Source organism: Serratia sp. BFP-2025 (assembly GCF_050880365.1).
In the GTDB taxonomy this organism is placed as follows: Bacteria; Pseudomonadota; Gammaproteobacteria; order Enterobacterales; family Enterobacteriaceae; genus Serratia; species Serratia surfactantfaciens.
The window spans coordinates 1,642,274-1,656,111 of the sequence record NZ_JBPAFV010000001.1; the positions used below are offsets into that span (position 1 = coordinate 1,642,274).

At 60.2% G+C, this 13,838-nt stretch carries 14 protein-coding genes, 1 pseudogene and 1 riboswitch; of the genes and pseudogenes, 13 read left to right on the forward strand and 2 right to left on the reverse strand.

Translation table 11 applies throughout. The features are described 5' to 3' along the window. The first annotated feature begins 44 nt into the window (after positions 1-44). A riboswitch (Fluoride riboswitch) is annotated at positions 45-119 on the forward strand. 40 nt (positions 120-159) lie between these two features. From ACRAWE_RS07615 to eno, 3 genes are read left to right on the forward strand one after another with little or no spacing between them, the layout of a single operon-like run. Then, positions 160-1,125 (forward strand): DHHA2 domain-containing protein, encoded by a 966-nt coding sequence (locus ACRAWE_RS07615; RefSeq protein ID WP_432525191.1) that lies wholly within the window; start codon positions 160-162, stop codon positions 1,123-1,125. A 3-nt stretch (positions 1,126-1,128) separates the two neighbouring features. After that, complete coding sequence (locus ACRAWE_RS07620; RefSeq protein WP_432525192.1) at positions 1,129-1,557, forward strand: universal stress protein; 429 nt, start codon at positions 1,129-1,131, stop codon at positions 1,555-1,557. Between the two features lie 17 nt (positions 1,558-1,574). Further along, positions 1,575-2,858 (forward strand): phosphopyruvate hydratase, encoded by a 1,284-nt coding sequence (gene eno, locus ACRAWE_RS07625; protein WP_154746205.1) that lies wholly within the window; start codon positions 1,575-1,577, stop codon positions 2,856-2,858. Here the strand turns inward: eno and ACRAWE_RS07630 are convergent. Then, positions 2,855-3,262, reverse strand: a complete 408-nt coding sequence (locus ACRAWE_RS07630; RefSeq protein WP_211130239.1) for a MerR family transcriptional regulator — start codon at positions 3,260-3,262, stop codon at positions 2,855-2,857. The two genes, eno and ACRAWE_RS07630, sit on opposite strands and share 4 nt — an antisense overlap. A 72-nt stretch (positions 3,263-3,334) precedes the next feature. Here ACRAWE_RS07630 and ACRAWE_RS07635 point away from each other — a divergent pair, with 72 nt between their 5' ends. The 4 genes and pseudogenes from ACRAWE_RS07635 to ACRAWE_RS07650 form a co-directional block, all read left to right on the forward strand. Beyond that, positions 3,335-4,555, forward strand: a complete 1,221-nt coding sequence (locus ACRAWE_RS07635; protein ID WP_432525193.1) for an NADH:flavin oxidoreductase/NADH oxidase family protein — start codon at positions 3,335-3,337, stop codon at positions 4,553-4,555. A gap of 505 nt (positions 4,556-5,060) precedes the next feature. After that, positions 5,061-6,443, forward strand: coding sequence for a diaminobutyrate--2-oxoglutarate transaminase (locus tag ACRAWE_RS07640; protein ID WP_071532855.1), 1,383 nt, complete (start codon positions 5,061-5,063; stop codon positions 6,441-6,443). An 18-nt stretch (positions 6,444-6,461) separates the two neighbouring features. Beyond that, entirely contained in the window at positions 6,462-7,931 is a 1,470-nt protein-coding gene (locus tag ACRAWE_RS07645; RefSeq protein ID WP_063919621.1) for a pyridoxal phosphate-dependent decarboxylase family protein, read from the forward strand. A 201-nt stretch (positions 7,932-8,132) separates the two neighbouring features. After that, positions 8,133-8,693 (forward strand): annotated as a pseudogene (locus ACRAWE_RS07650) (LysR substrate-binding domain-containing protein); the annotation flags it as partial. A 27-nt stretch (positions 8,694-8,720) separates the two neighbouring features. Here ACRAWE_RS07650 and ACRAWE_RS07655 read toward each other — a convergent pair. Further along, positions 8,721-9,188: an SLATT domain-containing protein gene (locus ACRAWE_RS07655; protein WP_139285523.1), complete on the reverse strand. Its 468-nt coding sequence runs from the start codon at positions 9,186-9,188 to the stop codon at positions 8,721-8,723. Positions 9,189-9,451: 263 nt separating this feature from the next. On the opposite strand from ACRAWE_RS07655, the gene ACRAWE_RS07660 reads away from it, so the two are divergent. From ACRAWE_RS07660 to pqqE, 6 genes are all read left to right on the forward strand, one after another. After that, entirely contained in the window at positions 9,452-10,501 is a 1,050-nt protein-coding gene (locus tag ACRAWE_RS07660) for a dipeptidase (protein ID WP_432525194.1), read from the forward strand. 117 nt (positions 10,502-10,618) lie between these two features. Next, positions 10,619-10,696, forward strand: a complete 78-nt coding sequence (gene pqqA, locus ACRAWE_RS07665; RefSeq protein WP_004937827.1) for a pyrroloquinoline quinone precursor peptide PqqA — start codon at positions 10,619-10,621, stop codon at positions 10,694-10,696. 58 nt (positions 10,697-10,754) lie between these two features. Next, the gene (pqqB, locus tag ACRAWE_RS07670; RefSeq protein ID WP_019455336.1) at positions 10,755-11,666 is read left to right on the forward strand and encodes a pyrroloquinoline quinone biosynthesis protein PqqB; all 912 of its coding nucleotides are present in this window, start codon (positions 10,755-10,757) and stop codon (positions 11,664-11,666) included. Positions 11,667-11,675: 9 nt separating this feature from the next. Next, positions 11,676-12,431 carry a pyrroloquinoline-quinone synthase PqqC gene (gene pqqC, locus ACRAWE_RS07675; protein WP_063919453.1) on the forward strand — a complete coding sequence of 252 codons (756 nt, stop codon included), beginning with the start codon at positions 11,676-11,678 and terminating at the stop codon, positions 12,429-12,431. Beyond that, positions 12,431-12,709, forward strand: a complete 279-nt coding sequence (gene pqqD / locus ACRAWE_RS07680; protein ID WP_019455334.1) for a pyrroloquinoline quinone biosynthesis peptide chaperone PqqD — start codon at positions 12,431-12,433, stop codon at positions 12,707-12,709. Before pqqC ends, pqqD begins: the two co-directional genes overlap by 1 nt. Beyond that, entirely contained in the window at positions 12,702-13,838 is a 1,137-nt protein-coding gene (gene pqqE, locus ACRAWE_RS07685; protein ID WP_019455333.1) for a pyrroloquinoline quinone biosynthesis protein PqqE, read from the forward strand. Before pqqD ends, pqqE begins: the two co-directional genes overlap by 8 nt.

Below are 13,838 nucleotides of genomic sequence, written 5' to 3' on the forward strand. Positions count from 1 at the left end.
CAGCTTTGCCGGGCGTTGCGTTTGCCGCCGCGCTGCGCTACAGTCATTCGCAAGGTGATGGTGTTCCACCTTTCCCAACCGCCGGTTCGCTCGAACCGGATGATGACGCCTGATATACAACTTCGCTTTATTTTTTAGGCAGGTATGTCAGGAGTCGCTATGGATCAAATGTCATGTTTTACCCGTCTTCCCTCCCAGCCCGATGCCGTCGAGCGCGAGAGGCCCCTGTACGTTTTCGGCCATAAAAATCCCGACAGCGACAGCATCTGCAGCGCGCTGGTGGTCGCCGACTGGCTCAATCATCTCGGCAAGCCGGCCGTGGCTTTCCGCCTCGGCGAGCTGACGCCGGAAACTCGCTACATCCTGGCCGCCGCCGGCGTGCAAGCCCCCCCACTGCTGCAAGACGATCTCCGCGATCGTCAAGTCTGGCTGGTCGATTTTACCGACGCCGAGCAAGGCCCGGCCTCATTACCGCACAGCGACGTGGTCGGCGTTATCGATCATCACCGGCTGGGCACGTTGATCACCCGCAACCCGCCCGATGTCTGGATCCGCGCCGTCGGCTGCTGCGCCACCGTCATTCTGCAAATCCTGACGGTGGAAAGGCCGATGCCGCTTTCCGCCGCCCAGGCCACGCTGCTGCTGGGCGCCATCCTGAGCGATACCGTCGCGCTCAGCGCCCCGACCACCACCGAGCTGGATCGGTTGGCCGCCGAACGGTTACGCGCAGTTGCTCATGTCGACTATGACGCCTTCACCGCCGGCCTGATCGCCGCCAAGACCGACCTTTCGGGGCAATCCGCGCCGCAGTTGCTGCACCGTGACGCCAAGCATTACCGCATCCAGAGCGTCTCGCTGCTGCTGTCGCAGATCGAAGTGAGGGCAATGAGCGACATCGAGCCGCTGCTGCCCGCGCTGCAACAGGCGCTTGAACACGCGAAGCAGGAGGCCGGGCTGGAGATGGCCGCGCTGCTGGTTACCGACATCACGCTTGGCCGCTCCACCCTTTACTTTTCGTCGAACCGGGTGCTCGACGCCCGTCAGGTATCGCTGCCCGGCATGACGAGCCGGAAAAAAGAGGTTTTACCGTGGTTAACCCGCCAGATTGCTAACGCAGGGAGATAAGTCATGCCACTCTACCAACACGCTTTACTGCTGGTGCAGAACGAACGCGACGGCCGGCTGTTGTTGCGCCATGCCGAACGCCTCAATCAACGGATGAATACGCGCATTACCGTGGCGCACATCAGCGCCGACTACGCCGAACTGGATTACCTCAGCGATTCGCTGACCAAAGATCGTCAGTCCAGCGAGGTGATCGCCGCCAAAGCCATGCTCAGCCGTCTGGTGGAGGACAGCGCAGTCCCGCTGGAGGTGCGATCGATCGTCAGCATCCATCGCTTCAAAGACGTCGAGGCTCTGATTGCACGTGAAGGCGTCGATCTGCTGCTGCTCGGCCACCAGAACCGTCCGTTTGGCGTCTATGCCTCCTTCGGCTTCGAGTTCATTAATCACTTGTCCATCGACGTGCTGATAAAACACGTTCCCACTCCCTAGAAGCGAGGTGACTCCCCATGAGCTATGAGATTGAAAGCGTAACCGCCAGAGAGATCCTGGATTCGCGCGGCAACCCGACCGTCGAAGTCGAAATGAGCGCGGCAGGCGCCGTGGCACGGGCCTCGGTGCCTTCCGGGGCCAGCACCGGTTCGCGCGAAGCGGTGGAACATCGCGACGGCGATCCGCGCCGTTTCGGCGGCAAAGGCGTGCTGGAAGCGGTGCAAAGCGTCAAAACGGCGATCAATGAGGCGCTACGCGGGGTGGATGTGCGCCAACAACAGGAGATAGACCGCCGGCTGATCGCGCTGGACGGCAGCGAGAACAAAAGCCGCCTGGGCGCTAACGCCCTGCTCGGCGTTTCTCTGGCCGCCGCCCGCCTGGCGGCGCAGTTGTCGCAGCTGCCGCTGTATCGTTATCTAGGCGGCATCGGCGCCAACCTGCTGCCGGTACCCTGCATGAATATCATCAACGGCGGCGTGCATGCCCGCTGGCAAGGGGCGGATTTTCAGGAGTTTATGATAGCCCCCTTGGGCGCGCCGTCGCTGCGCGAGGCCGTGCGCTGGGGCAGCGAAGTCTATCAGACACTGCGCCAAATTCTATTGGACAAAGGCCTGTCGGTCGGCGTCGGTGACGAAGGCGGTTTCGCGCCGGCGGTCGCCTCTAACCGGCAACCGTTGGAGCTGATCGTGCAGGCGATAGAAAAAGCCGGTTACCGGCCGGGAGAAGATATCGCCATTTGCATGGATCCGGCCTCGAGTGAATTCTACGCCAACGGCAAATACCGTCTGCGCAGCGAGAACCTTGAGCTGGACGCCGCCCAAATGACGGCCTATTACCAACGGTTGGTGCAGGACTTCCCCATCGTGCTGATTGAAGACGGCTTGGCCGAGGACGATTGGGCCGGCTGGCGTCTGCTCAGCGACGCCCTGGGCGATCAGGTGGAGCTGGTCGGCGACGATCTGTTCGTCACCAACGTCAAATACATCCAGCGCGGGATTGATGAACGCCTGGCCAACGCGGCGCTGATCAAGCTGAACCAGATTGGCACGCTGAGCGAAACCTTCGCCGCCGTGCAGCTTTGCCAGGCGAACGGCTGGGGCACCTTTATCTCGCACCGCAGCGGCGAAACCGTCGACAGCTTTATCGCCGATATGACGGTCGCGATGCGAGCCGGCCATCTGAAAACCGGCGCGCCGAGCCGCGGCGAACGCATCGAAAAATACAATCAGCTGATGCGCATCGAAGATCAGCTTGGTGCCGTCGCCGAGTATGCCGGCCGATCGGCCTTCAAACGGCGTTAAGATTTGCAGGCCGGCAACGCGCCGGCCCGCTTTTCATCTTTTGCGCGGCACAGCCCGGCCACGCCGGACTGCAACAAGGTCAGCCGGGTCGCCAGCAACGCTTCTCGCTGCTCATTCAGCGTCGCCATCATCCGTTCGATTTCCGCCAAACGGGCATCGACGCCCTGTATCAGCCCCTCCTCATAAGCGCTGCCCTGCAGCGCCAATACCCCGCGAATCGCCTGCAGCGAAAACCCCAGATTCTGGCCGATTTGGATCAGGTGCAGCCGCTCCAGCGCGCTTTCGCTATACACCCGGTAGCCGTTGACGCCGCGCACCGCTTTCGGCAGCAGCCCCTGCTGCTCGTAGTAACGTATCGCCGAGGCGGCCATCCCGACGCGCTCCGCCAATTCTCCGATCTTCATGCCCTATTGACCTTAAAGTTAACTTTAAACCTAGTATAGCGCCATTCCCCTTGCGACAGGAGCGCAAACCCGATGTTTACCCCACTGACTTTGCCCAACGGCAGCCGCTTGACCAACCGTCTGGCCAAGGCGGCGATGGAAGAGAATCTGGCCGACCGGAACCAACTGCCCGGCCCCGCGCTGTGGCGTTTATATCGCTATTGGGCCGAGGGTGGCGCCGGTTTGATCATCACCGGCAACGTGATGATCGACGGCCGCGCCATGACCGGCCCCGGTGGCGTGGTGCTGGAACAGGATACGCCGCTTGCGCCGTTCGAAACTTGGGCCAAGGCCGCGCGCCAGGGCGGCGCGCAGGTGTGGATGCAGCTCAACCACCCGGGGCGTCAGGTGATGGCGAACATGGGTGGCAACGCGTGGGCGCCCTCCGCTATCCCACTGGCGATGGGCAAGCACAGCAAACTGTTCGCCCAGCCGCAGGCCATGAATGAAGCGCAGATCGCCGAGGTCATCGCGCGCTTCGCCGCCAGCGCACACGCCGCCGAACAGGCCGGCTTTACCGGCGTTGAGATCCACGCGGCGCACGGCTACCTGATTTCTCAATTTCTGTCGCCGCTGACCAACCAGCGCAGCGACCGCTGGGGCGGCGAACTGGCAAACCGCGCCCGCCTGTTGCTGGAGGTGGTGCGCGCGGTGCGCACGCGGGTTTCACCGGGCTTTTGCGTAGCGGTCAAACTGAACTCCGCCGATTTTCAGCGCGGCGGGTTTTCCGCAGACGATGCCCGGCAGGTCGTGTTGATGTTGAACGATCTGCCGGTCGATTTGATCGAACTGTCCGGCGGCAGCTATGAAAGCCCGGCGATGCAAGGCGAAACGGCGGACGGCCGCACTCTGGCGCGCGAAGCCTATTTTCTGACCTTCGCCCGCGATCTCGCCGCCGTGGCCCGCATGCCGGTGATGACTACCGGCGGCATCGCTCGCCCGGCGGTGGCGCAACAGGTGCTGGACAGCGGCGTCGCGGTGGCCGGCATCGCCACCGCCATGGCGGAAGTGCCCGATCTGCCGCGGCGCTGGCAAACCGGCGCCGCCCCTCATGCGTTGCCCGCGCCGGTTACCTGGCGAAATAAAACGATGGCGGCGCTCGCCCGCATGGCGTTGGTCAAACGCCGCATGCGGGCGCTGAGTGACAATCGGCCACGCAGCGTGCGCTACTCCCCGCTGTTCACGCTGATCGTCGATCGGTGGCGCACCCGCCGCATCCTGCAACGCTACCACGCCTGGTTACGGCAACGTTAACAACAACGGCGCCGGTCAATTGGCCGGCGCTGCGTAAAAATCACGCTTTTTTGATCGCGCTACGTGAAATCTGAGAGAAATCACCAATCTGGATACTGCGCTTTTAACGGTTGGCCATTTATATTCATCACAATTTTTGTGTATATAAACGCTATAGGACTTAAGGTGGTGAATAGATAAAAATAAGCCGCTATTTTCTATTTATGTTATTAGCCGGAAATTTACCTTAATTATAAATGCATTAAAGAAACCGTCAGGTTGGCGGCGGAACGGTTTTTCACGCCATGTTAACAATATGTTGTTTTTTGCCGGCAAAACCAACGGTCAATAAATCAACAACATATTGATGAGCCTAAGAAAAAACTAAACAATTCAAAACAAAATCGGCTATTGAGTCCCAGGCGAAAAAGCCATATATTGGTCGCGCTTTTCACAAGGCAGTTACTTTTCTAATTCATTAATTCAATCGTAGCGTGTTGAGACCTTCGGTTGTAGGAGAGATATGATGACGGATAAAGTCCGTATTGATACTTTAGTTGCAAACTCATTAAACGGAAACAATGAAACCTATTTGGCGCGCCAAGCCGAATTTGAGTCGAATGTTAGGAGTTATCCGCGCAAATTGCCGTTGGCAATTGCGAAAGCCCAGGGCGTTTGGATCACTGATGTTGAGAATAATCAATATCTTGATTGCCTGGCCGGGGCGGGAACGTTGGCTCTTGGACATAATCACCCCGACGTCCTGCAAAGCATCCAAAATGTCATTACCAGCGGCTTGCCGTTACATACTCTCGATCTCACGACCCCGTTAAAAGATCGTTTCTCCGATTACCTGCTTTCTCTGTTGCCGGGCGAAGGCAAAGAGTATTGCCTGCAGTTCTGCGGCCCGTCCGGCGCCGATGCGGTTGAAGCCGCGCTGAAGCTGGCGAAAAAGCACACTGGCCGCTCCGGCGTGATCAGCTTCTCCGGCGGCTATCATGGCATGACCCACGGCGCGCTGTCGGTCACCGGCAACCTGTCGCCGAAAGCGGCGATCAACGGCATGATGCCGGAAGTGCAATTCATGCCTTATCCGCATGAATACCGTTGCCCGCTGGGCATCGGCGGCGAAGCCGGCGTCAAGGCGCTGACCTACTACTTCGACAACCTGATCAACGACGTGGAAAGCGGCGTGCGTAAGCCGGCGGCGGTGATCCTGGAAGCCGTTCAGGGCGAAGGCGGCGTTAACCCGGCGCCGGCCGAGTGGCTGCAGCGCATCCGCAAAGTGACGCGTGAACACGGCATTCTGCTGATCATCGACGAAGTTCAGGCCGGTTTCGCCCGTACGGGCAAGCTGTTCGCCTTCGAACACGCAGGCATCGAGCCGGACATCATCGTGATGTCGAAAGCGGTCGGCGGCGGCTTGCCGCTCGCGGTGCTGGGCATCAAGAAAGAGTTCGACGCCTGGGAACCGGGTCACCACACCGGCACCTTCCGCGGCAACCAGCTGGCGATGGCCACCGGCCTGACCACCCTGCAATACCTGAAAGAGCACAAGGTCGCCGACAAAGTGGCCGCTCAGGGCGAATGGCTGAAAGGCAAACTGGCGGATCTGCAGAAACGTTATCCGGTGATCGGTCACGTCCGCGGTCTGGGCCTGATGATCGGCATCGAGATCGTCAAGCCGAACGAAGCGCAGGATCACATGGGCTGCTACCCGGCCGACGGCGAGCTGTCTGCGCTGCTGCAGAAAAAATGCTTCGAATCCGGTTTGATCCTGGAGCGCGGTGGGCGTAACGGCTGCGTACTGCGTCTGCTGCCTTCACTGCTGATCACCAATGATGAGCTGGGTATTTTCCTGGATAAATTTGAGCAGGCGCTGTTGGCCGCCGGCGTCAAGCCAGTCTGATTGGAGCGAATGACCGCGATGTCCAAGTTAAACCCGATTCTGGCTTCCTCGGCGCACAGCGCCGAGGCTTATCGCCAGGCGATCGCGCAAAGCAGTGAAGCCGTCGTGCAGTGGCTGCAGCAACCCGAGATGTATCAGGGCAAAAGCGTTGCCGAACTGCGCGAGCGCATCAAGCTCGACTTCACCCCGCAAGGCCTGGGCAACCAGGCGGCGATCGAGCGCGCCATCGAGTACTTTTTGAAAGACAGCCTGTCGGTGCACCACCCGCAGTGCGTGGCGCACCTGCACTGCCCGAGCCTGGTGATAAGCCAGGCCGCCGAAGTGCTGATCAACGCCACCAACCAGAGCATGGACTCCTGGGATCAGAGCCCGTCGGCCACGCTGATCGAAATGAAGCTGATCGAGTGGCTGCGCGACCAGGTCGGTTACTCGTCCGGCGACGCCGGGGTGTTCACCAGCGGCGGCACGCAAAGCAACCTGATGGGGCTGATGCTGGCGCGCGACGCGTTCTTTGCGCGTCAGGGCCACTCCGTGCAGCAGGACGGCCTGGTGGGCGATCTGCGCAAGCTGAAGGTGTTCTGCTCTGAAAACGCCCACTTCTCGGTGCAGAAGAACATGGCGCTGATGGGCCTCGGCTATCAGTCAGTCACCTTGGTGAAAACCGATCGCTTCGCCCGCATGGACGTGAACGATCTGGCGGAAAAACTGGCGCTAGCTAAAGCCAACGGTGAGCAGGTGATGGCGATTGTCGCCACCGCCGGCACCACCGACGCCGGCGCGATCGACCCGCTGCGCGAAATCGCGCGGCTGGCGGCAGAGCAGCAGATCTGGGTACACGTGGATGCGGCCTGGGGCGGCGCGCTGCTGCTCTCCGAGCAGTATCGCCACTACCTGGACGGCCTGGAGCTGGTGGATTCCATCACCCTGGACTTCCACAAGCAGTTCTTCCAGACCATCAGCTGCGGCGCCTTCCTGCTGAAAGACGCGCGCCATTATGAGCTGATGCGTTACCAGGCGGCTTACCTGAACTCCGAGTTCGACGAGGCGCAAGGTGTGCCGAACCTGGTTTCCAAATCGCTGCAAACCACCCGCCGCTTCGATGCGTTGAAGCTGTGGATGGGGCTGGAAGCGCTGGGGCAGAAGCAATACGCCGAGATCATCGATCATGGCGTCACGCTGGCACAACAGGTGGCGCGTTACATCGCCGATCAGGAGTCGCTGGAACTGGTGATGCAGCCGCAGCTGGCCAGCGTGCTGTTCCGCTACCGCCCTGCGCAGCTGGCGGCGAAGGGCGACGCGGCCGTCGCGTTGTTCAACCAGCGCATCGGTGACGCCCTGCTGGAATCGGGCCGCGCCAACGTCGGCGTGACCGAGTCCGATGGCGTGACTTGCCTGAAGATGACGTTGCTGAACCCGATCGTCACGCTGGAAGACATCAAGCTGTTGCTGGCGCTGGTCGAGAAAACCGCACAGCAGCTGCCGGCGTAACCCTCCGCCACTGCGCATTAAAAGCCGATAACTGCCCAGGTTATCGGCTTTTTTATCGCCCATCAGATAGCAAGTGACGCAGCGCTTACGCTGATATACTGCATCAAACGCCTTCTCCCATGTTCTGCACGACAGGATACGCACGCATGACCGACCCTGACTTTAACCTGCTGATCGCCCTCGATGCGCTGCTGACGACGGGCAGCGTGGCAGGCGCCGCGGGTGCGACTGCGCTTTGCGCCTAAGCCGGAGAAGAGCGACCGCCCCCTGCGCGAAGGCCGGATCGATCTGGAGATTGGCGTGCTGGGCGAGATGGGCCCGGAAATCCGCCTGCAGGCGCTGTTTCGCGATCGCTTTGTCGGCGTGATGAGAACATCACACCCGCTGGCGCAACAGCTGGAGATCGGCGCCGCCGACTACGCCGCCTGTGGCCACGTGGTGGCCTCGCGCAGCGGGCGCATCCTCGGGCCGGTAGACGCCGCGTTGGCGGAGCTGGGGCTGGCGCGCCATATCGCCGCCGTGGTGCCGAGCTTTCCGGCCGCGCTGGCGGTGGCGCAGGCCTCGAACCTGCTGGCGCTGCTGCCCGCTTCCTTTTTGCAGGCCCAACCGGCCGACGGCCCGCTGCGCATGTTCGAACTGCCGGTAAAAACGCCGCCTATCACCGTCTCGCAAATGTGGCACCCGCGCCTGGAGGCCGAGGCGGATCACCGCTGGCTGCGGCAGCTGGTGTTGGCCGTCTGCCGCCAGAGAACAGATCAATAAAATGCATGCCGAACAATAAGACCTTAATCAGTTTCGCACTAATGCTGACTTAGGTGTCAGTGGTGAGTTCTCAGATATATACTCCCACTCAATACGCAATACTTTCAATTTTGAAATCATGTCATCATCTTGCAGCCCTGATTTTTTTGAACGGAGGTTCTCGAGCTGCCGTCTTAATTTCCCATAACAGCTCGCGGCCGAACGATGCAACTCGGCTTTCTCAGCAAAGCGGCCGAACGACACGATGCCCGACAATGCCGCTGACAGCACGCTGATGAAAAATAGCGTGAGTTTTAACCCACCTTCGGCCTGCAGAAAAAAACATGACGTCACAATCGTTGAGCTAAAAATCAATAAATAGCCTGTATAATCAGCTCTCCGATACAACCTTTCCGAACACACATAGTGCCCCGTTTGAGCATTGCATAATCTTGTGTACCAATCCGCCATCAAAGCATCCATGTCCTTATATTTCTCAATCCCAGAATCGCTCACAATTCACTCCAAATAAGCTGCGGTAGATAAAATAACAATAAGAAATTATTCCAATAAAAATGGAATGCGTGCAAAGATTTCCGCTTATAATAAGCGCTTTAGGCTAAAATTTATTTTGCCAAAAGTAAAATTGACGTCAAGCGCCCACCTCCATTATCTGTTATTTTATAAGTGTTTTACTTAATTGAATAATGTGAAAACTTGCCAGGTATTGCGCAATAATACAACATAGCGTTCATGATGCCTGATTCAGTGAAACGCCCATGACGCTTCCCCCTCTCTGGCCGGTGTTCGACGGCCATAACGATCTGCTGCTCAACCTGTGGTTGCAGCACGACGACGATCCGGTCGCCGCCTTTTATTCCCGCGTCACGCCGGGCCACCTCGATTTTTCCCGCATGCGGCGCGGCGGATTCTGCGGCGGGCTGTTCGCGGTGTTTATTCCCCCGGTCAGCTATATCGCCCAGATACGCAACCAAACGCTGGACGCGGCGCAGGCCGCCTTCGATCCGCTGGCAATTGCCGAACGGCAGATAGCTATCATGTATCAGCTGGAACAGGCCTCTCAGGGGCGGCTGCGCATCTGCCGCACCGCCACCGAAATAGAACAGTGCCGTTTCAACCGGCAAATCGCTGTGGTGCTGCATATCGAAGGCGCGGGTATGATCGATACGGAGCTGACGCAGCTGGAAGCCTTCTACCGGCTGGGCGTGCGCAGCATCGGGCCGTTCTGGAATCTGCCGAACGCCTTCGGTACCGGCGTCAGCGGGCCGTTCCCCGGATCACCCGATACCGGCCCCGGCCTGACGCCGGCCGGCGAGGCGCTGATCCGTGCCTGCAACCGCCGCCGCATCATGATCGACGTCTCGCACATGAATGAGAAAACCTTCTGGCAAACCGCCGCGTTGAGCCGCGCACCGCTGGTCGCCACCCACTCCAACGCCCATGCCCTCTGCCCGCAGCCGCGCAACCTGACCGACGCGCAGCTGGACGCCATCGCTCACAGCGGCGGGATGGTCGGCGTCAATTTCGGCACCGCCTTTCTACGGGTGGACGGAAAGCGTGACAGTGCAACGACTGACTTCACAGAAATTGTTAAACACGTTGAGTATTTGATCGCTAAACTTGGTGAAGATCGCGTGGGATTTGGCTCTGATTTTGACGGGGTCAACGTACCGCAACCGTTGGAGGACGTCGGCGGCCTGCCGCGCCTGACGCAAGCGCTGGCACAGGCTGGGTTCGATAACCGGCTGCTGGAAAAGCTGACCTGGCGCAACTGGCTGAGCGTACTGTCCGCCACTTGGGGTGAATAACCCGGTTACGCTTTAAAGGTTGCGATCTACGTCACATTTCGTCAACATTGGACCAGCCTAATGCGAATCTTTCTCATTGGCTTCGAACTATCACGATGCATGCAAAGGAGCACCGCTATGACTACCTGGACTAAACCTGAGTTTGTTGACCTGCGTCTGGGGCTGGAAGTGACACTGTACATTTCCAACCGTTAATCGCCCGTCTGCCCGCCTTTCGCGCGGGCATTTCTTTCCCTTTTCTTCTGGTTTAGACATGCAGATAAAAGTTCTCGGCTCGGCGGCGGGCGGCGGCTTTCCCCAGTGGAATTGCAACTGCGACAACTGCCGCGGCGTTCGCGACCACAGCATCACCGCCACGCGCCGCACGCAGTCCTCCATCGCCGTCAGCGATGACGGTAAAAACTGGGTGCTGTGCAACGTTTCCCCGGACATTTGCCATCAGCTGCTGGCTTCGCCCGAATTGAACAATCCCGACGTGCTGCGCGGCACCGGTATCGGCGCGATCGTGCTGACCGATAGCCAGATCGATCACAGCGCGGGCTTGCTCAATTTGCGTGAGGGGTGCCCGCACCACGTCTGGTGCACACCTGAAGTGCATGACGATCTCAGCACCGGCTTCCCGGTGTTTCCCATGCTCTCCCACTGGAACGGCGGGTTGATTCACCACCCGGTAACGCCCGGTGAACCGTTCCACACGGCGGTCTGCCCGAACGTACGCTTTACCGCCATTCCATTGCTCAGCAACGCGCCGCCCTATTCGCCGTACCGCGATCGCCCGCTGCCGGGCCACAATGTGGCGCTGTTCATCGAAGATATCGCGCGCGGGGTCGGCCTGCTGTATGCGCCGGGCCTCGGTGAACCGGACGAAGCGCTGATGCCCTGGCTGCGCCGCGCCGACTGCCTGCTGATCGACGGCACGCTGTGGCGCGACAATGAGCTGGCCAACGCCGGCGTGGGGCGCAACACCGGCAAGGATATGGGGCACCTGGCGCTAGCGGAAGAGCACGGGCTGGCGGCCCTGCTCAGCGCCTTGCCCGCCAAACGCAAGATCCTGATCCACATTAACAATACCAACCCGATCCTCAATGAAGACTCGGCAGAGCGGCAAAGTCTGACCGCCGCCGGCATCGAAGTGAGCTGGGACGGCATGAACATCGAACTGTAGGGTATCGCCATGACGCAACCACTCCCCCTGACTCCGCAGGAATTTGAAGCGGCGCTGCGCGCCAAAGGCGCTTATTACCACATTCACCACCCGTACCACATCGCGATGCACAACGGCGAAGCGACCCGCGAGCAGATCCAGGGCTGGGTGGCCAACCGTTTCTACTACCAGACCAGCATTCCGATCAAGGATGCGGCGATCATGGCCAACTGTCCGCAGCCGGAAACCCGCCGTAAATGGGTGCAGCGCATCCTGGATCACGACGGCTACGGCGGCAGCGAAGGCGGCATCGAAGCCTGGCTGCGTCTGGGCGAGGCCGTCGGGCTGCAGCGCGACGCCCTGCTTTCTGAACAGCTGGTGCTGCCGGGCGTGCGCTTTGCGGTGGATGCCTACGTCAATTTTGCGCGCCGCGCCTGCTGGCAAGAAGCGGCCTGCAGCTCGCTGACCGAACTGTTCGCGCCGCAGATCCACCAGTCGCGCCTCGACAGCTGGCCGCAGCACTACCCGTGGATCGACGCCGCCGGCTACGACTATTTCCGCAGCCGCCTCGGCCAGGCCAATCGCGATGTGGAACACGGTCTGGCGCTGGCGCTGGACTATTGCGATACCGTCGAAAAGCAGCAGCGCATGTTGGAAATCCTGCAGTTCAAGCTGGATATTTTATGGAGCATGCTGGACGCCATGAGCATGGCCTATACCCTGAACCGCCCGCCTTACCACAGCGTGACCGCCGCGCGGGTATGGCACAACCAGAGGCTGGTGTAATGACGCCGAATCCTGAACACACCCCGGTCTTCCGCCGCGGCTACCGCCTGCAATGGGAGCAGGTGCAAAATAGCCACGTGATCCTCTATCCGGAGGGCATGGCCAAACTGAACGACAGCGCCGCCGCCATTTTACAGCTGGTCGACGGCCACACCACGCTGAACGGCATCATCGCGCAGTTGAACGCCCGCTTCCCCGGCGCCGAGGGGTTGGCGGATGACGTGCTGGAGTTTTTCCAGCGCGCCTACGAACAAAAATGGGTGACCTTCCGTGACTGAGCCACGCGCGCCGACGGTCAATCCGCCGCTCTGGCTGCTGGCGGAGCTCACCTATCGCTGCCCGCTGCAGTGTCCCTACTGCTCCAACCCGCTCGATTTTGCCGCACAGGAAAAAGAGCTGACGACCGAACAATGGATCGCGGTATTTCGCCAGGCGCGGGCGATGGGCAGCGTACAACTCGGTTTCTCCGGCGGCGAGCCGCTGGTGCGTAAAGACCTGCCTGAACTGATCGCCGCCGCGCGCGATCTCGGCTTCTACACCAACCTGATCACCTCCGGCATCGGCCTGACCGAGAAGAAACTGCAAACCTTCGCCGACGCCGGTCTGGACCATATCCAGATCAGTTTTCAGGCCAGCGACGAAACGCTGAACGCCGCGCTGGCGGGCTCGGCCAAGGCGTTCCAGCAAAAGCTGGCAATGGCCAGGGCGGTCAAGGCGCTCGGCTACCCGATGGTGCTCAACTTCGTGTTGCATCGCCATAACATCGGCCAGATCGATCGCATTATCGAACTGGCGATCCAGCTGGATGCCGACGACGTCGAGCTGGCGACCTGCCAGTTCTACGGCTGGGCGCATCTGAATCGCGAGGGCCTGTTGCCGACCCGCGAGCAGATCGCCGACGCGGAAGCGGTGGTGAAACGCTATCGCGAACGCATGGCCGCCGACGGCAAGCTGGCTAACCTGCTGTTCGTCACGCCGGATTATTACGAGGAGCGTCCCAAAGGTTGCATGGGCGGCTGGGGGGCAATCTTCATGAGCGTGACGCCGGAGGGCATGGCGTTACCCTGTCACAGCGCCCGTCAGCTGCCGATCGCATTCCCGTCGGTGCTGGAGCACGATCTGCAGCATATCTGGTATCACTCGTTCGGCTTTAACCGCTATCGCGGCTATGACTGGATGCCAGAGCCCTGCCGCTCCTGTTCGGAGAAAGAGAAAGACTACGGCGGTTGCCGCTGCCAGGCGTTCATGTTGACGGGCAACGCCGACAACGCCGATCCGGTGTGCGGCAAATCGCCGCACCATGGCACCATCCTGGCGGCGCGGGAAGCGGCGAATCGCTCGCAGGTCGGTATCGATCAGTTGCGTTTTCGTAATCAGACCAACTCCCGTTTGATCTTCAAGGGCTGA

Excerpts from the sequence above, each read along its gene's own strand:
- ACRAWE_RS07615 (WP_432525191.1), top strand. The coding sequence starts at position 160 with ATGGATCAAATGTCATGTTTTACCCGTCTTCCCTCCCAGCCCGATGCC.
- ACRAWE_RS07620 (WP_432525192.1), top strand. The coding sequence starts at position 1,129 with ATGCCACTCTACCAACACGCTTTACTGCTGGTGCAGAACGAACGCGAC.
- eno (WP_154746205.1), top strand. The coding sequence starts at position 1,575 with ATGAGCTATGAGATTGAAAGCGTAACCGCCAGAGAGATCCTGGATTCG.
- ACRAWE_RS07630 (WP_211130239.1), bottom strand. The coding sequence starts at position 3,262 with ATGAAGATCGGAGAATTGGCGGAGCGCGTCGGGATGGCCGCCTCGGCG.
- ACRAWE_RS07635 (WP_432525193.1), top strand. The coding sequence starts at position 3,335 with ATGTTTACCCCACTGACTTTGCCCAACGGCAGCCGCTTGACCAACCGT.
- ACRAWE_RS07640 (WP_071532855.1), top strand. The coding sequence starts at position 5,061 with ATGACGGATAAAGTCCGTATTGATACTTTAGTTGCAAACTCATTAAAC.
- ACRAWE_RS07645 (WP_063919621.1), top strand. The coding sequence starts at position 6,462 with ATGTCCAAGTTAAACCCGATTCTGGCTTCCTCGGCGCACAGCGCCGAG.
- ACRAWE_RS07660 (WP_432525194.1), top strand. The coding sequence starts at position 9,452 with ATGACGCTTCCCCCTCTCTGGCCGGTGTTCGACGGCCATAACGATCTG.
- pqqA (WP_004937827.1), top strand. The coding sequence starts at position 10,619 with ATGACTACCTGGACTAAACCTGAGTTTGTTGACCTGCGTCTGGGGCTG.
- pqqB (WP_019455336.1), top strand. The coding sequence starts at position 10,755 with ATGCAGATAAAAGTTCTCGGCTCGGCGGCGGGCGGCGGCTTTCCCCAG.
- pqqC (WP_063919453.1), top strand. The coding sequence starts at position 11,676 with ATGACGCAACCACTCCCCCTGACTCCGCAGGAATTTGAAGCGGCGCTG.
- pqqD (WP_019455334.1), top strand. The coding sequence starts at position 12,431 with ATGACGCCGAATCCTGAACACACCCCGGTCTTCCGCCGCGGCTACCGC.